General features: G+C 68.7%; 18 protein-coding genes and 1 pseudogene. 8 read left to right on the forward strand and 11 right to left on the reverse strand.

Features of this window, described 5'->3' with window-relative positions; translation table 11 throughout:
• Positions 1-14: 14 nt before the first annotated feature.
• The 3 genes from ACIF6F_RS30340 to ACIF6F_RS30350 form a co-directional block, all read right to left on the reverse strand.
• Complete coding sequence (locus ACIF6F_RS30340; RefSeq protein WP_399954225.1) at positions 15-743, reverse strand: NUDIX hydrolase; 729 nt, start codon at positions 741-743, stop codon at positions 15-17.
• A 171-nt stretch (positions 744-914) separates the two neighbouring features.
• Positions 915-1,154, reverse strand: a complete 240-nt coding sequence (locus ACIF6F_RS30345; protein ID WP_399953939.1) for a hypothetical protein — start codon at positions 1,152-1,154, stop codon at positions 915-917.
• A 5-nt stretch (positions 1,155-1,159) separates the two neighbouring features.
• Positions 1,160-1,342: a hypothetical protein gene (locus ACIF6F_RS30350; RefSeq protein WP_399954240.1), complete on the reverse strand. Its 183-nt coding sequence runs from the start codon at positions 1,340-1,342 to the stop codon at positions 1,160-1,162.
• Between ACIF6F_RS30350 and ACIF6F_RS30355 the strand changes: the two are divergent.
• The 5 genes and pseudogenes from ACIF6F_RS30355 to ACIF6F_RS30375 form a co-directional block, all read left to right on the forward strand.
• Positions 1,265-1,747 (forward strand): annotated as a pseudogene (locus ACIF6F_RS30355) (IS5 family transposase); the annotation flags it as partial. The gene ACIF6F_RS30350 and the pseudogene ACIF6F_RS30355 sit on opposite strands and share 78 nt — an antisense overlap.
• Before the next feature lie 68 nt (positions 1,748-1,815).
• Positions 1,816-2,166 (forward strand): hypothetical protein, encoded by a 351-nt coding sequence (locus ACIF6F_RS30360; RefSeq protein ID WP_399953942.1) that lies wholly within the window; start codon positions 1,816-1,818, stop codon positions 2,164-2,166.
• Positions 2,167-2,275: 109 nt separating this feature from the next.
• Positions 2,276-2,947: an ABC transporter ATP-binding protein gene (locus ACIF6F_RS30365; protein ID WP_399953945.1), complete on the forward strand. Its 672-nt coding sequence runs from the start codon at positions 2,276-2,278 to the stop codon at positions 2,945-2,947.
• Between the two features lie 31 nt (positions 2,948-2,978).
• Positions 2,979-5,186, forward strand: coding sequence for an ABC transporter permease (locus ACIF6F_RS30370; RefSeq protein WP_399953949.1), 2,208 nt, complete (start codon positions 2,979-2,981; stop codon positions 5,184-5,186).
• 201 nt (positions 5,187-5,387) lie between these two features.
• Positions 5,388-8,603: a Tn3 family transposase gene (locus ACIF6F_RS30375; RefSeq protein ID WP_399953952.1), complete on the forward strand. Its 3,216-nt coding sequence runs from the start codon at positions 5,388-5,390 to the stop codon at positions 8,601-8,603.
• 290 nt (positions 8,604-8,893) lie between these two features.
• Here ACIF6F_RS30375 and ACIF6F_RS30380 read toward each other — a convergent pair whose 3' ends face one another.
• The 5 genes from ACIF6F_RS30380 to murF all read right to left on the reverse strand — a co-directional run bounded on the left by ACIF6F_RS30380 (position 8,894) and on the right by murF (position 16,136).
• Positions 8,894-9,958, reverse strand: coding sequence for an acyltransferase family protein (locus ACIF6F_RS30380; protein WP_399953955.1), 1,065 nt, complete (start codon positions 9,956-9,958; stop codon positions 8,894-8,896).
• 190 nt (positions 9,959-10,148) lie between these two features.
• On the reverse strand, positions 10,149-11,417 hold the full coding sequence (locus tag ACIF6F_RS30385; RefSeq protein ID WP_399953958.1) for a D-alanyl-D-alanine carboxypeptidase family protein: 1,269 nt from the start codon (positions 11,415-11,417) through the stop codon (positions 10,149-10,151).
• A gap of 128 nt (positions 11,418-11,545) precedes the next feature.
• Positions 11,546-13,777, reverse strand: coding sequence for an alanine racemase (gene alr / locus ACIF6F_RS30390; protein WP_399953962.1), 2,232 nt, complete (start codon positions 13,775-13,777; stop codon positions 11,546-11,548).
• A 192-nt stretch (positions 13,778-13,969) separates the two neighbouring features.
• The gene (locus ACIF6F_RS30395) at positions 13,970-14,656 is read right to left on the reverse strand and encodes a M15 family metallopeptidase (protein WP_399953965.1); all 687 of its coding nucleotides are present in this window, start codon (positions 14,654-14,656) and stop codon (positions 13,970-13,972) included.
• Positions 14,657-14,738: 82 nt separating this feature from the next.
• Entirely contained in the window at positions 14,739-16,136 is a 1,398-nt protein-coding gene (gene murF, locus ACIF6F_RS30400) for a UDP-N-acetylmuramoyl-tripeptide--D-alanyl-D-alanine ligase (RefSeq protein WP_399953968.1), read from the reverse strand.
• 333 nt (positions 16,137-16,469) lie between these two features.
• On the opposite strand from murF, the gene ACIF6F_RS30405 reads away from it, so the two are divergent.
• On the forward strand, positions 16,470-17,345 hold the full coding sequence (locus ACIF6F_RS30405; RefSeq protein WP_399953971.1) for a recombinase family protein: 876 nt from the start codon (positions 16,470-16,472) through the stop codon (positions 17,343-17,345).
• Between the two features lie 210 nt (positions 17,346-17,555).
• Here the strand turns inward: ACIF6F_RS30405 and ACIF6F_RS30410 are convergent, their stop codons facing one another.
• Positions 17,556-19,658: an FG-GAP-like repeat-containing protein gene (locus ACIF6F_RS30410; RefSeq protein WP_399953974.1), complete on the reverse strand. Its 2,103-nt coding sequence runs from the start codon at positions 19,656-19,658 to the stop codon at positions 17,556-17,558.
• A 126-nt stretch (positions 19,659-19,784) separates the two neighbouring features.
• On the opposite strand from ACIF6F_RS30410, the gene ACIF6F_RS30415 reads away from it, so the two are divergent.
• Positions 19,785-19,928: a hypothetical protein gene (locus tag ACIF6F_RS30415; protein WP_399953977.1), complete on the forward strand. Its 144-nt coding sequence runs from the start codon at positions 19,785-19,787 to the stop codon at positions 19,926-19,928.
• On the opposite strand, the gene ACIF6F_RS30420 is transcribed toward ACIF6F_RS30415, so the two are convergent.
• Positions 19,918-20,421, reverse strand: coding sequence for a hypothetical protein (locus tag ACIF6F_RS30420; RefSeq protein WP_399953980.1), 504 nt, complete (start codon positions 20,419-20,421; stop codon positions 19,918-19,920). The two genes, ACIF6F_RS30415 and ACIF6F_RS30420, sit on opposite strands and share 11 nt — an antisense overlap.
• Positions 20,422-20,785: 364 nt before the next feature.
• Between ACIF6F_RS30420 and ACIF6F_RS30425 the strand changes: the two genes are divergently transcribed.
• Positions 20,786-24,229, forward strand: coding sequence for a hypothetical protein (locus ACIF6F_RS30425; RefSeq protein ID WP_399953983.1), 3,444 nt, complete (start codon positions 20,786-20,788; stop codon positions 24,227-24,229).
• Between the two features lie 311 nt (positions 24,230-24,540).
• Here the strand turns inward: ACIF6F_RS30425 and ACIF6F_RS30430 are convergent, their stop codons facing one another.
• Positions 24,541-24,912: a transposase gene (locus ACIF6F_RS30430; protein WP_399954228.1), complete on the reverse strand. Its 372-nt coding sequence runs from the start codon at positions 24,910-24,912 to the stop codon at positions 24,541-24,543.
• Between the last annotated feature and the right edge of the window lie 58 nt (positions 24,913-24,970).

Here is a 24,970-nt window from a genome sequence, read left to right on the forward strand (position 1 = left end):
CCGGCCGGCAGCCTTCAGGGCCCGTCAGCGAAGCGCCGGATGATCGGCTCCAGATAGTCCGCGTGCGGACCTGGCAGGTTGGCCAGCTCCTGGGATGAGCGGACGAGGGCGATGTCGGCGAGCTCGGGCTCACGTCCCTGAGCGCGCTCGGCCGCCGCAGCGGCGCTGAACGCGGCGCGTACGGCTGGCTCCGCAAGGGGCGGAGCCAGGTAGGTCAGGCCGACGCTGCCGTTCTCGCCTCGGGTAACGACCGAGAGCCTCAGCGCCTTCGCGCCGGCATCGAGCCCCAATTCCTCGGCCAGCTCCCGAGCAGCCTGGACCGCCAAATCTGACTCCTCCAACCCTTCACCAGTCTGCGGAGGCTCCACCGACCCACCCGGCAGCTGCCAACGGCCAGGAGCCGCCGTGGAGGACGACATCCTGGCCACCAGCAATCGACCGTCAACCGTGGGCTGAACCACGTTCACAAACAGCGATGGCAGTGCTGTGGCACCGGGCACACGGCGGAGGGCGTAGTGGCGGTAGGTGACCCGCACCCAGGACAGACGCACGACGCCCGGCTCCCTGTACTGCAATTCCGCGCAGGCCACCGCAGGACCATCGAAGAGAGCCGGGTTCGCCTGAACCGCCTTGCTCCACACCCGATCTCTGGCCGCCGCGTCTGAGGGTGACAGCACAGGCTCCTCACCTTCGGTGAGCAGGAGCCGTTCAACATCAAAGAGGTCGACCGCGGGGGGCAGCATCTCCGTCACCTCCGCATCGTAGAACCACGTGGCAGAACACCAGGTCGAAAGGTCCGGACCGTCGAGCCGGGGCGGACTGAGCCCGAGCGGCAAGCCCCTGGTGGTCAGGCCGCGGAGCCTCGGCCTCGGAATGGCGTGGCGCATGGTCCGGGCGTGCCTTGCGGGGCCTGCTCATCGTGGTAACCGCACGCAGTCCTGTATCAATGCCTGTACCTCGCGGGCGCTGGGGAGGCGGGCCCACAGGTAGGCCGCGTCGGAGTCCACGCCGTCCCAGCCGGATCCGACCTGCACCACGCGACCGGTGAACGGCCCCGGCCGGATGCCGCGACGACGGTCGTCGGGCGTGACGTAGGTGGTGCCGGTGATGGTGTCGCCGATCTCGTACGGGCAGTGGCGGGAGCGCGTGGACATGAGCACTACTCCCCCGCCCCGGTGCGGTCGGCGTCGGGCTCGTGGAGCGGGTCCGGCTCGGATGCCTGCCAGCGGGCGAGGAACCCGGCGGCGTCTTCGTCGAGCCGGCCGACCACGGCCTCGGACGCTCCCGCAGCGGGCTGACCAGCAAACTCCACCTCGCTGTCGAGCAGGGGCAGAAGCCGCATTCAGTAGTGATCACGGCCGGGCAACGGGGTGATTCTCCCCAGTTTGAGCCGGTTCTGGAAGCGATCCGGGTGCCCCGGATCGGCCTGGGCAGGCCACGAAAGCGGCCAGACCGGGTCCGGGCCGACAAGGCCTACGACTCCCGCAGCAACCGTTCCTACCTGCGCAGACGCCGAATCAAGGCCACCATCCCGATCCCGGCGGACCGGGTCCGCAACCGCCTCAAGCGCGGATCGCACGGCGGCCGCCCGCCGAAGTTCGACAAGGACGACTACAAGCAGCGGCACGCGGTCGAGTGCGGGATCAACCGCCTCAAGCGCCACCGTGCCGTCGCCACTCGGTACGACAAACTCGCTGTCCGTTTCGAAGCGACAGTGCTGGTCGCAGCCATCAACGAATGGCTGTGACCAGCACTTTCACAACACGCCCTAGGCGTGCGGCCCGCTGGGGCCGTACGAACAGGGGAGGGATTTCCATGAGCACGACTCGTGGCAAGAAGATCGCTGCACTGACGATCATCGGTGCTGCTCTGGTCGGCGCTTCGCCGGCCTTCGCGGGGGACATGTACGCCTACAGGAACGGGTCCGAAGCCTGGAGCCGCGGTACCAACGGCCAGGTGGCGGTCAAGGACGCCAAGGCGGACAGCCGGGAGGTCTACTCCGAGTACCACCGCCGGTACACGGACGACCACGAGCTGCGCAACTCCAGCGGCTACGGCACCATCGTCTACGGTCCGTTCGACTCGACCAACTACGTCCGGGCGCTGAAGGCCTGTGTGGCCATCAACTTCCAGCCCGATGAGTGCTCCGCGTGGTCCTACCGTTGATCGGCTGAACCGGGTGAGTGATTGACTTCTGACAGGGGCGGCGCGCTCTGCGTGCCGCCCCTGCGCCATGCCGGGGTGAGATCGCTGAACCGGGACGAGTGATGCCCGGATGTGGGGGGTGAGCGCCGTGACCGAGTCGGTGCTGAGAATCGAAGGCCTGGAGCACACCATTGCGGGCCGGGTGCTGTTCAGGTCGCTGGAACTTGATCTGCGGGCCGGTGAGTCCGTTGCGATCACGGGCCCGAGCGGCTCGGGAAAGAGCACGCTGCTGTCCTGCGTGATGGGCCTTGTGCAGCCGCAGGGCGGCGGTGCCGTGTGCGTCGCCGAGGCCGACGTACTCCGCCTGCGCGGCAAGGCGCTGGCGCGCCACCGCAGCAGCAGGATCGGCATGGTGTTCCAGTTCGGGGAGCTGCTGCCCGAACTCTCCCCTCTCGACAACGTGGCTCTCGCGGCGCTGCTGGCCGGTGTGGGAAGGAAGGAGGCGTATGCGAGGGCCGGTGAGTTGCTCGGCGAGCTGGGTGTGCCGGAGGCGGAGACCAGTGAGGAGTTGTCGGGTGGTGAGCGGCAGCGGACGGCGGTCGCCCGGGCGCTGATCAATTCGCCGGCTCTGCTGTTGGCGGACGAGCCGACCGGAGCTCTGGACTCCGAGACCCGGGAGAGGGTCGCGGACGTGCTCTTCGGCATGCCTGCGCGGCACGGCTGCGGCCTGCTGGTGGTCACTCATGATCCGGCCGTGGCGGGGCGTGCGGACCGGGTGCTGGCGCTGGCCGACGGGTTCTGAGGCAGGTAGGCGATACGACTGGGACCCGTCGATGAGCGGGTGGGGCCTGGGTCGGCAGTTGGTGCGGACGGGCCGTCAGGCGGGGCGGCGGGCCGAGGCGGGCCGCATCCGGTTCGTCGCGCTGCTGGTTGCGACCGTCGCGGTGGCCCTGGGCTTGGCGTCGCTGGTCGCCGTCGATGCGACGTACGAGGGTCAGGAGGCGCGTGGTTTCAGCCGTGCGCCGGTGTTTCAAGAGGAGGCGAAGGAGCGGCCGGCGCGGGCGCTGTGGGCGGTGGCCAACGACGCACTGCGCGTCAGTGGCCCTTTCACGGTCCAGTTCATCGTGCCCCTCACGGACGACGCACCGCTGCCTCCCGGGGTGAGGGCCTGGCCCGGGCCCGGTGAGGCGGTTCTCTCTCCGGCGCTGCGGGAGCGCGGGGAGGCGGAGGGCATCCGTACGCGGTACGGGCGGGACGTCGGGACCATCTCGGCACAGGGGCTCCAGTCCCCCGACGAGCTTCTCGCCTACGTCAGGCCCCTGCGGATACCGAGTGGGCAGGATGCCAGGCCCATCGTCGGGTACGGCCCCGAGGAGGGCCCCGTCTACTACTTCACGGGGCAGACGGAATACGCGAAGCAGCAGTGGCACTTCCAGGTCATGCCGCTCCTGCTGCTCCTGCTCCCGGCCTTCGTGCTCCTCGCGGTGGCCGCGCGCTCCGGGGCCCATCAGCGGGACCGTCGAACGGCACTGGTCGAGGTGCTTGGCGGCACCACCCGCCATCGCGCTCTCATCGTGACAGGTGAGGCGCTGACGCCCGTTGCCGTCGGCGGTGCCGTGGCGCTGGGGGCCGTCGCCCTGGCCTGTTCCGTCGACCTGCGGCTGTTTTGGACAGGGCATGTGGTCGTGGCCGGGGACCTGGCCGGCCGGTGGTGGGCGCTCGTCCTTGCGGTACTCGCCGCTCTTCTGGTGGTCCTGGCCGTGGTGGTGGTGACGGACCGGTTCGGCCGCAGCCGCCGTTCCTCCGGCAACCGGCCGCGCGCCGCGCGCAGGTCGCCCGTGCGGTGGGCGGTGGCCTGCCCGGTGCTGCTGCTGGTCGCCGTCCGGGGGCCCGACCTCTTCGAGCCGGGTACCAACGCGTACGTCATGACGAACTGGGCCGGTGTGGCCGGCACCCTGGCCACGCTCCCCGCGGCCATCGCCGTGCTCACCGCCACACTCGGCCGGGCACTCGGCCGGGCCGGTCACCGGTGGGGCAAGCCGGGGCTGCTGATCGCGGGGCGCAGGGCTGCCACCCACCCGGGACCGGTCGCCCGCATGACCGCGGGCGTCGTGGTCGCTCTGGGGCTGCTCCTGCAGGTGGTGGCCTGGCAGGGCCAGTTCGGGGATGCCGCCCGCGCGGCGCAGGCCACGGTGCAGCGCGTTGGCGAGAGTGCGCTCGTCCTCCGGCCTCGCGGGGCGACCACGGAGCAGCTGGCCGCGTTCACCCGCGCGCTGCCCGGGGACGTGGAGGTGATCGCGCTCAGCGTCTCTCCCGAGGACGAGTCCGTCACCGTGCGGGGCCACTGTCCCGCGCTGCAGGTCGTAGGACTCGACTGCCCTGCCTCGCCGACCGCCCTGGACGGTGCGCCGCACGATCTCCGACTGCGCGAGCTGCTGGGCTGGTACGGCGGACCTGATGGCACCCTGGTCGTCGAACGGGCCGAGCCCGCGAACAAGCAGGCAGCGGAGGGCGGCCTCACCCAGACCGTGCTGGTCTCCCGAAGCGGCGTGGACCTCTCGGTCAGAGGCACCAGGCAACTGGCCTACCAGGTCTTCCCCCTGGGTGCCGACGTCGACACCATCGGCGGGGAATGGCTCACCGCGGCCTCCGTGAACCGGCTCCAGGGCCGCTGGATCACCCTCTTCGGCCGCTGCGGCATCTCCGTCCTGGGAGCGGCCGCCGCCCTCAGCGCGCTGGCCGAGTTCCTGCGGCACGGTCGCGCCCTCGCCCCACTGACCGGCTTGGCGGGCAACCATCGCGTCTACTGGTCCACCGCCGCCTTCACGATCCTCGTCCCCCTCTCCCTGGCCGGGCTCGCCGGATGCACGATCGGCGTCTGGCTGGCCTTCCCCAAGACCGCCGGCGGCGCCTCGTACATCACCGACGACCTGCTGGCCGGCTGCGCGCTCGCCGTGGCCGCCATTGCGCTCGTCGCCTGGATCTGGGGATCGAACAGCTCCGCACGCCAGGCCGCCGCGTGGCGGCCACGAGGAGAATGACCGGCCCCGCCTCCCCATATTTTGAAACGCGAGCAAGGGTCCGGTGCGATCAGGAAAGCGGCGGCCAACGCAGGGGTATCGCCGAGATATGGGTCAAAGGGGCAATGAGTTGATCTTGAAGCCCTGAGCGCCTCGATCCCGTCACCCGTTCGGCTCGGTGTCGTTGGTCGTGATGTTGTCGTCTGGGCCGGGGGCGGGATTGTGACCTCAATCGAGCGGACCGCGTACCCGCGGTTCAAGCGGCTGATCACCGCGCATGAGCTGCATCTGTTCTTCTCGCCGACTCGTGATGAGCTTCAGTGGGCGGCTGATGCGACGGATGGTGACGAGCATCTGCTGGCCCTGCTGTTGATGCTGAAGTCGTACCAGCGCATGGGCTGCTTCCCCGCACTGGAGGATGTGCCGGAGCAGGTGGTGGAGTTCGTGCGGCGCCAGGTGGAGCTGCCGGAGGGCACACTGCCGCTGTACCGGTCGGGGCGCACGGTCAAGCACCACCGGGGACTGGTCCGCAAGAAGGTCGGCGTGCAGTACGACCAGGGCGAGGCCCGGCGGATCGCCGAGCGGTCGATCCGCAAGGAGGCCGCCGCGAAGAACCGGCCGGCGGATCTCATCAACATCGCGCTGGAGAGGGTCGTGGAGGCCGGGCTGGAACTGCCCGGGTTCTCCACCTTCGACAAGATGGCCTCGAAGATCCGCACCGAGGTGAACGCCTCGATCCGCGAGGGCATCCACGACCGCATGAGCCCTGTTCAGCGGGCCGGGCTGCTGCGGCTGTTGGAGGAACGCGACTCGGACGGCACGACGCTGTTCAACCGGTTGAAGAAGCCCGCCAAGGGGCCGACCTGGTCGCACTTCAAGAACCTGGCCAAGCGCCTGGACTGGCTGGATGAGCTCGGCGACACGTCGGTGTGGATGGAGTCGGTGGCCACGGGGAAGATCACCGACTTTGCCGGGGAGGCGGACGCGGCGGACGCCTCGGAACTGCGGGACTACGCCCCCACCAAGCAGATCGCTCTGATCGCGTGCCTGGCTCACAAGGCGCGGATGCGGGTCCGCGACGACCTGGCGACGATGTTCACCAAGCGCGTGGCCGCGAAGATCAAGAGGGCCAAGGAGGAGCTGGAGGCGATCCGGCTCGCCGAGCGGGAGATCGTCGAGGCTCTGATCGGGAACTACCGCACGGTGCTCAAGAACATCGACAACGGCGGCCCCGCCCACCAGGCGGTCCAGAAGGCCGCGGCCATGACCGCCGAAGTCCGTGAGGCTCTGGAGGGCCTGGATGACGAGGCGCCGGTGGACGAGGTCGCCCAGCGGCTGGGCGGCAAGGTCTCCCCGGCGGTCCTGGCGATGGCCAAGGCCCTGCTGGTGCAGGCCGGTGGGCTCGGCGCCGTCACCAAGGCGGTCGAGGATCTCGGTGGGTTCGACCAGCAGTACGAGCAGATCGAGAAGGTCTCCGCCCACCATGGCAACTTCTGGGAGGTGCTGCTGTACGGGCAGATCGGCCGGGACCGCGCGGTGATGTTCGACCTGGCCGAGAAGCTGGAGTTCACCGAGACGTCCGAGGACCGGCGGGTCTTGGACGCGCTCGCGCACGCGATGCGGCACCAGGCCGCCCGCGGCGAGTACATCACGGCCTTCGACGAGGAGGGCAAGGAGGTGGACATCTCCTTCGCCACGCAGAACTGGCGCAAGGCCGTGGTCGACAAGACCCGTACGGGGCAGTTCGTGCGCAAGCACTTCGAGGCGATGGTCTTCACCGCGCTCGCCGAGGAGCTGCGCACCGGCGACGTCGCGGTGGTCGGCTCGGAGGAGTACGCGGACTGGTCCAAGCAGCTGCTGGACTGGGAGGTCGTGCAGGAGAAGCTAGGCACCTACCTGGTCGAGGTGGGCCTGTGCGAGGAGGGCGAGACCGCCGTGTTCGACGCGGTCTCCTTCCGCCGGCAGCTGGAGGACAAGCTGACCGCGGCCGCAGCGGCAGCTGACGCCGGGTACCCGGACAACGAGGGCTTGGTCATTGACCCCGAGACCGGCATCCCGTCGCTGAAGCCGCACCGCTCGGAAGGGCAGCGGCCCTCGGCGAGGCGCCTGGAGCAGGAGATCAAGGCCCGGATGCCGGAGCGCTCCCTCATGGGGATCGTGGCGAGGACCGCGTACTGGGTTGACTGGTGGCAACGCTTCGGCCCGGCGTCCGGCAACGAGCCGAAACTAGACGATCCCTTCGGCCGCTACGTGCTCACCACCTTCGTCAAGGGCACCAACATGGGCCCGTACGAAGCCGCCCGGCACATCCCCGGCGTCTCCGGCCACGAGCTGGCGTACACGGCGAACCGGCACTTCTCCATCGTGCTGCTGAACGAGGCGATCGCCGACCTGGTCAACGCACACGCCCGCCTGGACATCTCCCAGGCGTGGGGCGACGGCACCACCGTGGCGGCCGACGGCACCCACATGGACACCTACCTCGACAACCTGCTCGCCGAGACCTCCGTCCGGTACGGCAAGCCGGGCGGGATCGCCTACCACCACATCTCCGACACCTATGTCGCGCTGTTCACCCACTTCATCCCGTGCGGGGTGTGGGAGGCCGTGTACATCATCGAGGGCCTGCTGAAGAACTCCTCCGAGGTGAAGCCGACCACCGTGCACGCGGACACCCAGGGCCAGTCCCAGCCGGTGTTCGCGCTCGCGCACCTGCTGGGCTTCGATCTCATGCCCAGGATCAGGAACTGGAAGGGCCTGGCCTTCTACCGGCCCGGCAAGACCACCGAGTACGTGCACATCGACGCGCTGTTCGGCGAGGTGGGGAAGAACGTCATCGACTGGGACCTGATCGAGTCCCAGTTCCGCCACCTGATGAAGGTCGCCCTCTCCGTACGGGAGGGGGCGATCTCCTCGTCCACGCTGCTCAAGCGGCTGCGCTCGGGCTCCAAGAAGAACGCCACCTACGCCGCCTTCCGCGAGGTCGGCCGCGTGATCCGCACCGTCCAGCTGCTGCGCTACCTCTCCGATCCGGCGCTTCGCCGGCGGGTCACCGCGGCGACGAACAAGGCCGAGGCGTTCAACGGCTTCTCGCAGTGGATCGGCTTCGGCAACCGCGGCGTCATCGCGGACAACGACCCGGTCGAGCAGGAGAAGGCGATGAAGTTCAACGCGCTGCTCACGAACGCGGTGATCTTCCACAACGCCCTGGACATCGCCGAGATCGTGCGGCAGCTACTGGAAGAGAGCTGGACCATCGAGCCGGAGGACCTGGCCCACATCTCCCCCTACCTGACCGAGCACATCAACCGGTTCGGCGAGTACTCCACCCACGAACTCGGCATCCAGCCGGAGGCGTACGACCCCAAGCTGGACGTCGACTTCGCTCTGCTACGCGACCAGGATCTGGCCGCCGCCGGCTTCACCGCGGCCGCCTGACCCCTCGGTCTGGGGGCTACGCCTGCTGGACGGGTCGCTTGGGCAACGTGCTCTCCCGGCGGGCGGCAGTCTGAGGCCGCTCCGTGACCCCGAGGCGGCCGGGCTCGATGCCGACGAGGATGGCGCGGAGGAATGAACGGCTTGCCGGAGCGGGCCGGATGGAAGGCTCCGTCGCCGGACGGCGGTCAGCAGGACGCGCGTGTACCTGTAGCCCCGGCTGAAGGAAGTAGTACGCCAAGCCGAGGCGTTCATGGAGCGCCGCCGGTGGATGCCTGTCGAGTGCGCTTGAGTCAGGTACTTCGGCCCGTGGCCGCTGTCCGGGGGCCGGCCCTGCTCTGCAGGAGCCTACGAAGTACCCGCGCCACCGGTTCTTCGATCCATCGGTGCAGTGCGTAGGCGCTGGCGATCATGGTGATGCTCACTGCTGCAAGGAGAATGTACGGGTCGACCTTGGTGTGGAGCTGGTTGAAGAGGATGAACCCGATGTAGGCGTGGAGCAGGTACAGCGGGTAGGTCAGGGCGCCGATCTTGGCGAACCAGGGCCGGCCCAGGCGGTGGGTCCATCCCAGGGCGATGCTGACCATGACCAGGAAGATTACGGTGATGACGGCGGCGACGACAGCGGGGCTGAACGCTTCGCTGTAACGCGCCCCGACCATGCGGGCGAAGGCGAGGCCCTGGTAGAGGGCGTTGCCGAAGGCGGCCAGGACGAGCGCGAGGACGGAGCGGTTGGGGCCGTACTTGTGCAGGAGGCACAGCGCCATTCCGGCGATGAAGTAGTGCGCCCACTGCGCCTGCACCAACACGTCCAGCACCCGGCTGGCCGTGGTGGGCAGGAGCCCTGTCTCGATGAGGACCGCCGCTCCCAGCCAGGCCCACAAGGCCGCGGTGACGCGCCGCCGGGTGAGGCCGATGAGGACGAGTGCGAGGACGACGAGGTAGAACCGCAGCTCCGCCCACAGCGTCCAGTACACGACGTCGATGTTCGCCACACCCAGCGGCGCGTTGAACATGGTCAGGTTCGCCAGGTACTGGGTGCCGGAAACGGAGAACCGCCCTGTCCCGAGGGCCAGGCACACGACGGCTGTGAGGGTGACCGCGGCCCAGTAGGCCGGGTAGAGGCGTACCGCGCGGGAGGCCAGGAATTGGCTGGGGGTGCGGTTCCACGCGCTGAGCAGGACCACGAATCCGCTGATCATGAAGAAGGCGTCGACGCCGAGGTACCCGTACCGGGTGACTTGGCTGAGCCCCGGAAATGACAGGCTGGTCAGCCCTCCGGCCGGTCCGGAGAAGGTGTAGTGGTAGATCATCACCGCTACTGCCGCGGCTATGCGCAGAGCATCGAGCTCGTGCAACCGCCGTAGCTGCTTCGCCCGGACGGGGGACGTAACTGCTGAGAGCGGGGCTTCGCCGACAGGCGCCGGGTGGCGGTTCATTGAGGGCCTCGAAGAGTTTGACTGCTTCCAGTGGCCATAAGCGGTCTGGGGCGGAGGGCGGGGAGAGCCGTCCGCGGCCGGGGGCTGCGGATTCCGGAATTGGCGCGGGTCATGGGGTGACCGCCTCGGTCAGCCAGGCCAGGGGGCGCAGGGGAAGCCACATCAGGGGTGGGGTGCGGGGCAGCGGTGTCTGAGTCTGGAGGGTGATGCTTGCGCGTTCATCCGGGTGGTGGTCTTCGTCTGTCGCTGGTGCGCCGGATGCGTTCCTGGTGCGGCTGTTGTCGGTCGGCTGGATGTCTGTGACGACGGCTCGCGCCGCTGTGGTTCCTGCGGGGGCGCTGCTGGTCAGGGCGGTGGTGGGCTCGATGGCCAGGGTTGCGCTGGAGCCGGGTGGTGCGGTGACGAGCAGGTCGCGCGCGGCGTGCAGGGCGGTGCTGCGGCCCCAGTCATCGTGTGCCCAGGCGAGTACTTCGCCTTTGCGGACGACGGGAGCGGTGACGAGGGAATTGGTGATCAGGTGCTGGACGGCCGTCTTCAGGGTGGCGGTGTCGGGCTGGTGGAGCACGGCGCCGACGATGATCCGAGGGCCGGCGGTGGTCTCGCGGCGGGCGGCGAAGACGAGGTTGTGCCCTGCGGCCCGGGTGGTGCCGGTCTTGCCCGCGAAGACCCCGTCGCGGCCCAGCAGGGGGTTGGTGTTGGTGTGGTGGTGCCCGTTGATGTCGGTGTAGGAGGAGCTGGCGAGGGTGGCGAAGTCCGGTAGGCGCAGAGCCGCCCGGAGGAGCCGGACCTGGTCCGCTGCCGTGGTGATGCTGGTGGTGTGCAGGCCGCTGGGGTCGGTGTAGTGAGTTGCGTCCATGCCGAGCCGGTGTGCGGTGCGGTTCATCTCGGCGACGAAGGCGACGGGGTCGGATCCGTACCAGCGCGCGAGCTCGTCGGCGACGTTGTTCGCCGAGGCCGCCAGCAGCGCCTGAAGTGCCTCACGTTCGCTCATACGTTGCCCTGGCCGGAGCGGGACCACCGACTCCGACCGGGCCAGACGGGCGGGGTAGCGGGCCGCTTCGTCGGCGGAGACGGTGAACGAGCGCCCGGCCTGCCCGGGCGCCAGGGGGTAGCGGGACAGGAACACGTAGGCGGTCATGAGCTTGGCCGTGCTGGCCGTCGGCACCGGGTCCTGGCCGGGGGAGGAGGTGTACTGGCCCCCACCGTCAACGGCAAGTGCCGCCTGACCGGCTGCGGGCCAGGCAGAGCTCGGCGGGGTGCCCGGTAAAGCGCGCACCACTTCGGACGCGGACGCGGATGCGGGACGGCCGAACGCCACCAGGGAGAGTGCGAGGGCCGCGGTGCACAGCACCGCGGTGAGGGCCGGCAGGACAGCCAAGAGCCGTTGACGCCGTGCTGTTTGATGGGCGTAGTGCAGGGGCCTAGGGGTGTCACGGGGCATGCGGGCTCCGCGGTGCAGGTCTGAGTGGAGGGTGGGTACTCATGGGCGCGTAGACGGTTCTTCGCTCAGGGGGTCACGCTTGACGGCGTGTTGGGCAGCGTCTGTGTCTGTGGGCTGTCTGCCTGGTTGAGCGCTGTTTGGATGAGGGTGTCGAGGAGGCGGGGGTAGGGGAGGCCGGCGGCGGCCCAGATCTGCGGGTACTGGGAGGCGGCGGTGAAGCCGGGGAAGGTGTTGACCTCGTTGATCACGGGTTCGGTGCCGTTGCGGAGGAAGAAGTCGACGCGGATGAGACCGGAGCAGCCCAGCGTTTCGAAGACCTCCACCGCCAGCCGCTGCAGTTCGGCGGTCATGGCGGGGGCCAGACAAGCGGGGATGGTGAAGCGGGTGGCCTTGTCCTGGTACTTGGCCTGGTAGTCGAAGAACGACTGCCCGCCGCACACCTCGATCTCCAACGGAGGACCGGCCTCCAGTCGGCCGTCGGGGTGCTCCAGAACGGCGACATCGACCTCGCGGCCGTGCACCGCTTCCTCCACCAGCACCTTGCCGTCCCACATGTAGGCCTCGGCGAGGGCCGCCTTGAGACCGTTCCAGTCCTCGACGCGGGTGACGCCGATGCTGGAGCCGGCCCGGGAGGGCTTGACGAACACCGGCAGCCCCAGCCGCTGCCGTTCCCGATCCGGGAGCTCATCGTCATTGGTCCGCAGCAGGGTCCAGTCGGCGACGGGCAGGCCGCCGCCAGACAGGATGCGCTTCGTGGTGTCCTTGTCCATGCCGATCGCACTCGCCGCCACCCCGTTGCCGACGTACGGCACGCCAACGGTCTCCAGGAGCGCCTGGACGGTGCCGTCCTCACCGAACGGACCGTGCAGCGCCGGCAGCACGACGTCCGCGGCAGCCAGTACCGGCATCACCTGCTGCAGGCTGTCCCAGGCGCTCGCCGAGCCGGCCGGAGTGAGGTCGGCGAGGTCGTGTGGGAGGTAGCTGCCAGCGGGGAGGTCCTCCGGGCCGGGAATCCATGCTCTGTCGGTGGTGATGCGTATCGGCTGCACTGCGTAGCGGGTTCGGTCCAGGTGGCTGACGATTCCCGCGGCGGAGGCGCAGGAGACGTCGTGTTCGCCGCCGGGACCGCCGAACAGGACGGCGACCCGCAGCCGCGGATCCACGCGGGCTGCCGAGGCAGGTTGCGCCGGCAGGTAGCGGCGGGGGACACGAGGACCGACTCCGGTGAGGATCTCGTGCGCAGTGGTTCCGGCCCACACAGCCCAGTCCACGGCAGTCGGTTCACCGCCGGCCCCGGGGCCGAACACGACCGCTTCCTCGCCCATGGCCATCTGCTCCGTTCCGGTGTCGACCACGCACTGGTCCATTGCGATCCGTCCCACCACCTGCCTACGCGCTCCGCCGACCTGGATCTCGGCCTTGCCGGATGCGGTGCGGGGCAGGCCGTCGGCGTAGCCGAGCGGCACCAAGGCCAGTGCGGTCGGCGCTGTGGTGGTGTGGTCGTGCCCGTAACAGACGCCCTCGTCCGCTTCGACCGTGCGGCTCATGATGGTCCGGCCGCGCAACGTCATGGCGGGCCGCAGCCCGAACTCGCTGCCCCGGACCGGTTCGATCCCGTAGAGGGCCAGGCCCGCGCGCACCATGTCGTAGTGGGTTTCCGGGGCCGCCAGGGCGGCGGCCGAGTTGGCCAGGTGCAGCAGCTCCGGCCGCAGTCCCGCGGCCCGGGCCTGGTCCGCCGCGGTCTCGAACGCGCGGACCTGGGTGGCGGTGGCGGGGTGGGCGGGGTCGTCGGGGTGGATCAGGTGCGACCACAGGCCACGGACACGGACCAGGCCGTGCTGCTCCAGCTCCGCGGCCGCCTCCACCAGCCGCGGCCAGTCGGCCAGGCAGGCCCCGTTGCGGTGCAGACCGGTGTCCACCTTCAGATGAACGGCTGCCACAGTGCCCACCGTGTCGGCGCACGCGGCGATCGCCCGCAGGTGTGCGACCGAGGCCACCGACAGATCGATCCCCTGCCGCAGCGCGTCGGTGAAGTCCTCGTCCGGCACATGCATCCAGGCCAGCACGGGCGCCGTGATCCCCGCCTCACGCAGGACCAGCGCCTCCGCCGTGGAAGCCACCCCCAGCCAGCTCGCTCCATGCGCCAGGGCAGTACGCGCCACCGGCACGGCACCGTGGCCGAAACCGTCAGCCTTGACCACCGCCATCAGCGCACCCCGGGCGTGTGCGGCCAGCACACGCGTGTTGTGGGCGACGGCCTCCAGGTCCACCACGGCCTCAGACAGCCCAGCGCGCACCGCGGCACCTGCCGCATCCACGGCCGGCAGACCACCTCGGCAGGCCGCACGACCGCCCGGCAGATCACCCGCGATAGCCATTGCCAGCAGTCCACGCACCATGGATGACTCCTCGTACAGCTCAGAAGGGAAAAGGGGCAGCACTCCATCCCACCTGCCCGGCTGGTGCCCGCAGCAGGGCCGATCGGAGGATCAGGGGGATGACGCGACGCCCAGCGACACGGGCGAGACGGGGAAGTCGAAGTACGTGTCGGGGAACGGCTCCGGCCGGAAGGTGTAGTGCCACCACTCCTCGGCGAGGTTCACAAAACCCGCCCGCTCCATCGCGCCTTTCAACACGAGCCGGTTGTCCCGCTGCTCGATCCCAATCCGCGGATACAGCGTGTGAGAACGCGGATCGAAGCAGTCGAAACCAGTCCCCATATCCACCGGATCACCCGATGCCGAAACCAGGGTCACATCAACCGTGCTCCCCCTGCTGTGGCCCGACCGTTCATGAATATAGCCGTCAGTGAAAAGACGCGATTTGTCGACGTCCGGATAGAATTCCTTCTTGGTTTGCTGATCGTCCAGATCGGCCGCCCACCGGGCGATGTGCGCCACCGCCCGTGCAGGCCGGTACGCGTCATAGACCCGCAGACCGTACCCGCGCGCCGACAGATCCCGCTGCGCTTCGGCCAGCGCGTCCGCAGTCTCCCAGGTCACGATGCACAGCGGACTCGCATACCCATCCAGCGGGCTTCCGACGAAATTACTGAAACCGGCATAACGGATATCGATCTGGATGTCTGAATTTACCTCAGCCAGGTTGACGAACCTGCCGGGAATCAAGGAGCCGCACTGTATTCGAAAATCTCGGATCGGCTCTGCCGGGTTCATGACGGTGGGGCTTTCAGGTCCGCGAATACTGTCTCACCGAACAGCAGATCATGGCCCCTGCTAGCGCCACGCTGGCCGAAGGCTAAGGCTTCCCGGCCGGCTTGGCCGAGTCCGCTGCGGTGAACTGCAGCGCGGCCCTCTCAAGTCCCACGGCATGGGATCCCTTGAACAGGACGACGTCACCGCCCCGGACCCGATCGGCAAGAACAACAAGCGCGGCACGGCCATCGGGCACGCACACTGCTCTGGCGCCCGCCTGCTCGGCTGCCTCACTGATCAGCGCCGCATCGGTGCCACCTACAGCGACCACGTCCCTGACGCCGGCTTCGACGGCGCGGCGTCCCAGTTCCGTGTGATGCAGGGGCGACTGGTCACCCAGTTCACGCATCTCACCCAGCACCGCCACCGCACGCCGGTCCCTCGCCATGAAGCCCAGGGCAGTAAGGGAGGCGCGCATCGAGTCGGGATTGGCGTTGAACGCATCATTGACGACCGTGACGCCATCGGTACGCTCCAGCACCTCCATCCGCCCCGGCGTGAGCCGCCGCGCCGCAGACAGGGCCCCGGCCACATCGTGCAGGTCCATTCCCACGGACGTGGCGACTGCCGCTGCTGCGGCGGCGTTGATCGCATGGTGTGCGCCGTGAAGCTGCATCCGCACCGCGGCCTTCTGCCCACGGTGGCGCAGTGTGAAGGCGGGGCGTCCGTACCTGTCGGTCTGCACGTCTGTGGCCTGCACGTCTCCTCGGACCAATCCGTAGGTGACAGCCGGTGCCGTCGTGCGACGGAGCATGGACATGACGGCCTGGTCGTCGGCGTTGAGCACGGCCAGGCCGCTGTCGGGCAGCGCTTCGACCAGCTCGCCCTTGCCGGTGCGGATGGCATCGGTGCCGCCGAAGGCTCCGATGTGGGCCGTGCCGACATTGGTAACCACGGCGATCTCCGGCGCGGCGATCTGTGCCAGATGGGCGATCTCCCCGACTCCGCGGGCGCCCATCTCCAGGACCAGGAACCGGGTTCGCTCGTCGGCCTGCAGCACGCTCAGCGGCAGGCCGATCTCGTTGTTGTAGGACAAGGGCGTGGCCACCGTGACGTCGTGGGCGGCCAGCACCTGCGCCAGGAGATCTTTGGTGCTCGTCTTTCCGGAGGAGCCGGTCACTGCGATCACTCTCGCCGCAGGGAGCCGGGCCAGCATGTGCCGTGCCAGGTCCCCCAGCGCCCGCTGCACGTCCGGCACCACGACGGCCGGCACCCCCACCCGGCGCTCGGCCAGCACACACACCGCGCCGGCCGATACCGCAGAACGTGCGAACCGGTGCCCATCGGTGCGCTCGCCGGGCAACGCCGCGAATACAGAGCCCGACTCGACTTTCCGAGAGTCGATCACCACAGGACCGCGAACCTCCAACCCCGGATCGGGAGCGTCGCACAGCGCACCCGCGACGAAGCGGGAGACGTCCTGCAGAGTCAAAGGGATCATGGGGTGCCTCGTAATCGGTGCAGCCGCGCGGTCCAGGTCCTGCGCCGGTCGGCCCGGACCTCCGGACAGTTGTGCCACAAGTCTGTCGACCACGTCGTGCGCACACGGCCAGGTGGCCCCTCCAACCGTGCCGGAGCAACAGAACGCGGGCCTCCTCCGATCGGTGGACTCGACGGACGACCGCCGCAGCGAGGTCAGCGACTCTCACAAATGAGTAGTTCTGAGAGACCGGAGACCCCCGCCGAACCGTGTCCGGTTTGCCCCTGATCTTCATTCTCGCAACCTCTCGCAAAACAGCTTTCGCATAATGCTCCTCGCGATAGGTTCTGCGACATGTCAGAGCCCCCCGAACCGGCCGCCGCCGTCGAACAGTTCGACTGCCCCACCTGCGAGGTGCCCCCCGGAAGCACCTGCCGCACCCGCGGCGGCAAAGTCGCCCCGAAGTACCACACCCCGCGCTTCATGCTCGTCCCCCAGCTCCGCGCCGAGCTGGAAGTGAAGACCCCCGCCGACCGCGGCCCCGGCCGCGCGTGGGAGATGGGCCCGGCGATCGACGCCGCGGCGCCCGAAGCCACCACGAAGCCCACGAGGGTGGGCTACGCCCGGTGCAGCACCGCCCAGCAAGAACTCCAGAGCCAACTCGACGCCCTGGCGGAAGCCGGATGCGACCCGATCTTCTCCGAGAAGATCAGCACCCGGATCAAGGTCCGACCGGAGTTCACCAAGGCGATGGACTTCGCCCGCACCATCAAGAAGGCCGTCCCGCACCAACGGGTCATCTTCACCGTGCACGAGATGAAACGCCTGGGCCGCGGCGCCGCCGAACTCCTGGCCATCGCCGAGGACCTGCGCCACCACGACATCCAGCTCGAACTCCTCACCGGCCCCCTCCAAGGGGTCTACGACCCGTCCGGGCACGGCGCCGCTCTGTTCGCGTTCTTCGCCGGCATGGCGGAGTCCGAGCGCGAGTACATTCGGGAGAAGTCCCTCGAAGGCCAGGCGTCCGCCCGCGAGCGCGGCCGGCACGGCGGGCGCCCCAAGGTCGTTGACGACGACATGGCCGCATACGCCCGCAGTCTGCGGGCCAACGGTGTGCCCGTCCCCGAGATCGCCCGCAAGCTCGTCATCACCTCGGGCAAGAACCAGGGCAAGCGCCCCTCGGTCGCCACCGTCTACCGCATCCTTGCCGAGGATGAAGCGGAGAGCTGAACATCCATCAGGGCTTCAAGATCAACTCATTGCCCCTTTGACCCGTATCTCGGCGATACCCCACGCAGGTCCGGACAGCGCTGACCTCGCGTGGTCCAGTGGCACCAGGCGCTCGTGAGCGAGCGGCCGTAACGGTCGGGGGCGGGGACCACCAGGGTGGCGTCGTCGGCCCGCCGGCGCACCCGGCGGGCCGTCTCGAAGGGCGGGAGATCAGTTGGCTGCGCGGAGGATGGTGCTGCGCTTGATGTCCCAGCCGGTGGTGGTGGCGCTGGCCCAGCCCGCGACGGCGCCGTTGATCTTGCTGTCGGGGCGGGTGGTCCAGGTGAACATCTTGACCTTGCCGTCGTTGTAGCCGTAGAGGGCGGCGAGGTCGTCGAGGCCGTCACCGTTGTAGTCGCCGGGGACCAGGCGCATGTCGGCGTACGTGAAGTTGCCGCTGGCGGTCTGGTACGCCTGGACCGGCGCGTTGAAGTGACCGTCGGGGGTGGAGAGGCTGGTCAGGACGTGGATGGCGTCGTGGCCGTCGCTGTAGTCGTACCAGGCGGCTACGTCGTCGCGGCCGTCGCCGTTGAAGTCGCCGGCGTTGACGTGGGTGCGATTCCAGTCGCCGAAGGTGGAGCTGGTCCAGGAGGCGGTGGAGGCGTTGAAGCCGCCGGTGGGGTTGGCCAGGAAGCTGAACATCTTGATGCTTCCGTCGGAATAGCGGTACAGGCCCGCGAGGTCGTCGCGGCCGTCGGCGTCGAAGTCGCCGGAGACGAACTTCAGGTTCTCCCTGATCCAGTCGTTGTTGGTGTTGGACCAGGAGGAGAAGGGCGCGTTGAAGCCGCCTTCGGTGGTGGCGGTGAAGGTGAGGAGCTTGTCGGCGCCGTTGTCGTAGTCGTACCAGGCGGCCAGGTCGTCGCGGCCGTCGCCGTTGAAGTCGCCGCTGTGCAGCGTCATGTTCTTCGCGGTGAAGTTGCCGGGCTTGGCGCTCCAGGACGGCGACGGCGGGTTGAAGCCGCCGTCCTGCTTGCCGAGGGCGGTGTAGAGCTTGACCGTGCCGTCGCTGTAGCCATAGAGCGCGGCCATGTCGCCGCGGCCGTCCCCGTTGTAGTCGCCGGTGGAGAACTGCATGTTCGCCACCGCCCAGCTGCCCACGGCGGAGGAGTAGGACTGGAACGGCTGCTGGAGGGTGCCGTCGGCGGCCGCGGTGAAGGTCTGCAGCGAGTCGTGGCCGTCGCTGTAGTCGTACCAGGCGGCCATGTCGCTGCGGCCGTCGCCGTTGTAATCGTGGCGGATGACGGTTCCGGCCGCCCACTGGGACTCGCCCTTGGCGTTGTAGACGACGAAGTTGCCGCGGTTCTGCAGGACGGCCTTGCCGCCGGTTGCGCTGGTCCTGGTCTGCCACAGCACGGTGGTGCCGTCGGTGTCGAGGACGGCGAGGTTGCCCTTGTCGTCGAAGCGCGCGGTCGCGCCCGGGTTGCCGCCTGTGTTGGCCGACCAGAGGGTCTTGCCGGCGTTCGAGACGACGACCAGGTTCCCGTCGGCCTGCATCGTCAGGCGCGCGGCGTTGGAGGTCAGGGTGTCCCCGGCCATCAGCACGCTGCCGGGGGTCAGGGTGTCGCCGGTGGAGATGTCGTCCAGACGGGTCGCGACCGCGTCGTTGCGGGTCTCGGCCGGGTCGGTACCCCAGCATCCGCCCTGCCACGAGAGGCTGCCGATGCCGGCCAGCTCGCTCTTGCCGTTCCTTACGCGCACGATCGGCGCGCCGCCGTCGCCGGAGCAGAGGGCGTCCTTGGCGGACTTGCCCTTGATGGCGAGGGTGTTGCCTGCCACGGCGCCGAGGGTGAAGGTGGCGGCGTGGAGCTTCGTCGGTGCCCACTCCGTCTTCGTACGGCCGAACCCGGCCACCTTGAACTCCTCGCCGACGGCCGGTGCGGTCGTGGCGATCGGGATCGGGGTGATGCCGGTGGTGGGCGATGCCAGCCGGGCCAGGACCATGTCCCGGTCACCGCGCGGAACGAGCTCGACGACCTCGCGCACCTGACCGTTCGCCGAGGTCAGATCCGTACGGCCGATCGTGGCCACGGTCTTCCACTTGGGCTTGCCGGCGGCGACCTCGGTGCTGCCGTTATCCGTGGCGAAGCAGCGGGCCGAGGCGGCGAGCCACTGCGGGGCGATGAGAGCGGCCGAGCAGGCCCGCTGTCCGTCGCCGATGTCCAGACGGGCAGTGAAGGCATAGGACGTGTCTGCGCCGGCGCCGGTGACGGCGTACGCCGGAGGGCTCACGAGTACACCCGGCATGAGGCCGACGGCGAGAAGGGCGCTGGTCATTGCAGCGCTCGCACGGGACTTGGACACGATGGAGATATCCCCCTGATGAGGCAAAGAGTGATGGCCGCGAGGAACGCGGGACCGGTCGGATTGGTCAGTCCGACCCGTCATGAAGGTGCATCGGCTGTGGAGCCTGCGCGGAGCGACTCCGCGGTACGGCTGCCGGAACTGCTGGGCGGCATGGAGCCGGCGGCACGGCGGCCAGCCATCGGGTGGCTGCTGGGCCGTCTGGCCGGTGGTCCGCTGCGGCTGTTGTCGTTCAGCCGTTGACACGCAGTTCGATGAGCACGGAAGGCCGCTGGGTGTCGCCCGCTTCACCGAAGGGCTTGTAGTCGTTGGCCGAGGCGTCGACCTTGGTCTTCCTGCCGTCTGAGGTGATGACCGCCTGGACGGGGTAGGCCTCGGTGAACATCCCGAACGCGTTGGGCAGTTCGAGGGAAAGGTACCCTTGAGGCGCGTTGACGTCGAAGCAGTAGTCAATATCCCCCGTGCGCGACTTGACCATGATGTCGTACTTGCCGCCGCAGGCGATGAGTGTGATGTGGCCATCGCCGCGCTTCAGCTTGATCTGCCGGTCCTTGTAAATCTGCGCAGCGCCCGGGTAGGCGAAGTCCTCCACGAGACCCGGCATGGCGATGGTCGCACTTGCGATGGGCTGCGATCCTTCCGATCCGTCCTGAGCGGACGCCAGAGCAGAGGCTCCAAGCACGCCTGCGGCCGCGAATATTGCGCAGGTCACAGCAGCTTTGCGAGTGAATTGCATCACTTTGACATTCCTTCGAGCTGAGGGCCCGACATCCGAAGCCCGACCCAAGATCTTCACATGAGTAAAGCATATGTAAGATCGATCCGACCAAGCGTCAATCCCACCCCCGCACAACGCCGTTGCGGTGGATTCAGCCCATTAGGGTTTACATCGCGACAGATCACACATAGCCACACCGTTTGGCTTTTTTGATCGTTTCGGACATACGGGGAGGGGTGGGAGCGATGTTGACGGGTCCGCCCGTGGGCCGGACCCATGCAAGGAAGGCACAGCCGGAATGAATCGGCGATCCATCACATCCCGGGCCGCCAGGCCCCCTCAGATACCCAGACGACGGTCAAGGCCGTTCACCCTGCGCGCCGTGTGCGCGCTCATGCTGCCTGCCGTTCTGGTCGCAGGGGCTTTGGGAACAGCTCCCGCCAACGCCGCCGACGCGGACGAAGACGGAATACCTGTCCCCAGCGCGCGCGAGCAGGTACTCGACTACTGGTACTCGGGTGGCGCCGGCATCAAGGCGGCCGCCGAGCAGGCGCTGCTCGGCACGGACGCGGACATCCGCGCCTTCCTCGACGAGGCTGAGACCATCGAGTACGTCGATGACTCGGTCGACGTCAGCCGCGTCTTCAACGCGGGTGGCCCCGCAGTCCGCGAGGCCGCCAAGGCTGCCCTCAAGGGCACGCACGAGGACCTGAACACCTTCCTCAAGAGCGGCTGGCAGGCTCCTCTGTACGAGGACCAGCAGGTCGAGGTGTCCCAGGTCATCAACCTCGGGGGCAACGGAGTCAAGGAGGCGGGCAAGGCCGCTCTGAAGGGCACCCCCCAGGACGTCGCGGCCTTCCTCGCCAAGGGCCAGTACACCGCGCGGGAGACCGACAACCAGGTCAAGATCTCCCAGCTCATCAACAACGGCGGGCCGGCCATGAAGGCCGCCGGCAAGCTGGCCCTGCGCGGCACGGCGGACGACGTCGTCGAGTTCCTCGAAGTCGGCCAGTTCACCGCCCGCAACCGGGACCAGGAACGCGCCACCATCGGCCAGCTGACCGAGCAGGCCAAGCAGGCCGGCCTTCAGGCCGAGAACGCCACCAAGGAATCGCAGGAGGCCTCCGCCAAGGCGGTCGCCGCTTCCGAACTGGCCAAGAAGGCCGCGAAGAAGGCAGCCGAGGAGACCGCGCTCGCCAAGAACGACGCCAAGCGGGCCGCGGTCACATCACAGCAGGCGGCCTCTGCCGCCCGGGCCGCGGCCTCCGCCGCGCAGAACGCCATCGCCTCCGCCAGCGCCGCCAACCGGGCTGCACGTGTGGCCGCGCTGGCAGCGGCCCAGACCGCCAGCGCCGCCGCGGCCGCGGCGAACGCCGCGAACGACGCCTACAACGCGGCCATCGCCGCCGGGAAGGATGCCTCCAAGGCACAGGCCGCCCGGGACTTCGCCAAGACCGCCACCGCCGCGGCCAAGCTCGCCCGCACCTCCGGCAAGGCTGCCGAGCAGGCCGGCCTCGCCTCGCTGGCCGCCAAGGCCGCCGCTCAGGCGTCCCTGAGCGCCGGGGCGAACGCCAACGCCGCGGCTGACTCCGCCGAGGAGGCCAACGACTACGCGGATGCAGCCGGTGTGCACTCCGGCCAGGCCAGAGCCGCCGCCGTCGAGGCCCGCCGCCACGCCAACGAGGCCAACCGCTCCGCCAACGCCGCCGTCGCCCTCGCGCAGAAGTCCGCCGACGCCGCCGCCGAAGCCCGCAGGGCCGCCAACTCAGCGGCAGACCACGCGGACGCCGCCGCCAAAGCCGCCTTCGAGGCAGCCGACCACGCCGGCCAGGCAGCAGACGCCGCAGCCGTATCCGCCAAGCAGGCCGCCGCTGCGAAGAAGGCCGCCGATACCGCCACGACCGCCGCCGAGGCCGCCGGGGCAGTACAGGACGTTGCCCAGGCCGCCGAGAAGGAAGACCTCGCGACCCGGACCGCCGCGGCTATCGAGCGGGCACGCTCGGCCAAGGCGCAGAGCGACGACGCCGTGGCGAAGTCGGCAGCTGCGGCCGTCGCCGCGCGCTCCCTCGACACCACCGCCGCCACCCTGGCAGCGGACGCCGCCAAGCCCGGCGCCGACCTGAAGGCCCTCGCCTCCAAGGGCCGTGCGCTGGCCATGCAGGCCCTCAAGGAGCGCGGGCCCTGGAGCCAGGAAGCCGCCGGACGCGCCCTGGGCGGCACCGACGCCGACGTCATCGACTACCTGCGCACCGGCTGGAAGAAGGCTGGCCAGGACGAGATCCGCGAGAAGGTCTCCCAGCTCAGCGCCCAAAGCCCCTACGAGGCAGTCCGCACAGCCGCTGCGAAGGCCCTGACCGGCGCCCCGGAACAGATCAGCGCCTTCTACACCACCGGCCAGTACACGGCGGCGCAGATCGACCTCAGCGTGCGCGTCTCCCAGATCAACAACGACGGCGGCCCCGGCGTCAAGGAAGCCTCCAAGGCCGCCCTCGCCGACGGCAGCGGCAAGGCACTCGCCACCTTCCTCGGCACCGGCTACTACTCCGCCCTCAACGCCGACGAGCAGGTCCGGGCCTCCCAGCTCGTCAACGACGGCGGCCCCGAAGTCAAGGCGGCGGCGAAGATCGCCCTCGCCGGGCCGGCGGACCTGCTCCACGACTTCATCCGCGTCGGCCAGTACATGGCCGACCGCAAGGACAAGCTCGCCGCCAACCACGCCGCACAGGTCGACCGCCTCGTCGCCGAAGCCGCCGGAGTAGCCGCCACCGCCCGCAAGAACTCCTGGCTCGCCGCCGAAGCAGCAGCCAAGGCAGCCAACGCCAAGGACACCGCGGCCAAGGCAGCCGCCGAAGCCAAGAACTCCGCCGCCGAAGCGAGCACCGCCGCCAAGAACGCCGACAAGGCCGCCGACCGGGCCGAAGCCAGCGCCAGCCAGGCCGCCAAGTCCGCAACCACGGCACGCAACGCCGCAGCCGCCGCCGACCGCGACGCCGACGCGGCAGAGGAATCCGCCGCACAAGCGGCCTTCTCCGCCAGCTACGCCCGCCTGTCCGCGCAAGATGCCAACGCCTCCGCTGACTCGGCCCGGAATGCAGCCCTGTCCGCCGGAAAGAGCGCCAAGGAAGCGGAGAGTCTGGCTTCCAAGGCCTGGGCCGAGGTAGTAACAAAGCGCCGGGCAGAAGAAGCTGAAATGCGTAAGCGCGTCACGGAAATCCGCAAGCAGGAGGAAGCACGACAGCCCAAGCCTCGCCGCTGCGTGCCCCACCCCACTCGCGAAATCTCAGGTCTACTGCCCTGCGCAACCGCCCCAGGCGATTTCATCATCGAGCCCCCAGTAATCGACCCCATCATGAAGGAAGCCGTATGGGAGCTGAGCGGGCTCAACGATCTACTCGAGTGCAGGAACAACCCCACTCTCGGCAAGTGCGCCTACATGGTCGTCGTGGCCTTGCCAGTGGGCAAGCTCGCCAAGCTCACCAAGGGCGACAAGATAATGGACTTCGCCAACGTCATCTGGAAGATGCGCGGAGGCCCCAGCGACGAAGCAATCGAACTTGCCTGGAAGACGTGGGACACGCCGGCGAACTACAAGCACTTCGATGTACCGAAGCACGGTTTCGCTGAAATGATCACGAAGCTCGGCGGCCGCGAGAACACCCTCCGCGCCATCCTGGACAGCCTCAAGGGAGCCAAGGACATTCCCCCCACTGGTAGATTTGTCGTCGATCGGACCATTGCAGGCGAGGTCGTCCGCATTCGAGGAATCGTCCACAACGGCATACCTAGGCTCGGAACCACCTTCATCCCGGCCAAATACAACCCGTAATCGGAGTGCATGTGGGAGTCATTCCCGTGAACCCTCGCCCCTTCAATTCTGAAGAAAAGGCTGTCCTGGAATCGATCCTCACACGCGATTTCCCAGGATCAAAAGAGCTCCTCGCGCAAATCGACCACTGCAGAGTTGTGGCTCAGTGGTTCGAAGGCTCAGTAAGTGTCGATATCGAACCAACTCCAGAAGCGGTTCCTGCTCGCGGAGTCGCGGACGGTGCACTCAACGTAGTAGGCGGCGTCCGCGCCCCGGAGGGATCGGACATGCCATGGGAAGGTGAGATCCTGATCTGGGTAGGAAAGGGCTACCTAGCCGCTATCGAGTACGCCTGGTACGGAGACGAAATGCCTACCTCGCTCCCACCCGCTGAACGAATCGAAATCTAGACAGCCCTGCAGCACTGGACGGCCCACCAGATTCTCTGGTGGGCCGTTCTCGGTGAGTTCCTTGAGCGGGCGGCGTAGGCGATGCCGATCTGCACCGTGGTGTCGTCGTCGGCGTGCGCTCGGCCAGCTCCCGCTTCTCCGTCGTGGCAGCCGTCCATCGCGTTTGCCGTGGCCGGCTTCGTCCTGGCCGATCCAGTTCCGCAGAGCCTCGGGGTGGACCCCGAGCTCTCCGGCCATCCGGCGGATCGTCGGCTTCGGGTCGCTTCGCAGTACACCTGCACCGCACGAACTGATGCAGGGTCAGGTCGCATTGTCCACACGGGGTGTTTCGTCCACAGGCCGGCGCGGCGAC

This window comes from Streptomyces sp. NPDC086023, assembly GCF_044540325.1.
Classification (GTDB): domain Bacteria; phylum Actinomycetota; class Actinomycetes; order Streptomycetales; family Streptomycetaceae; genus Streptomyces.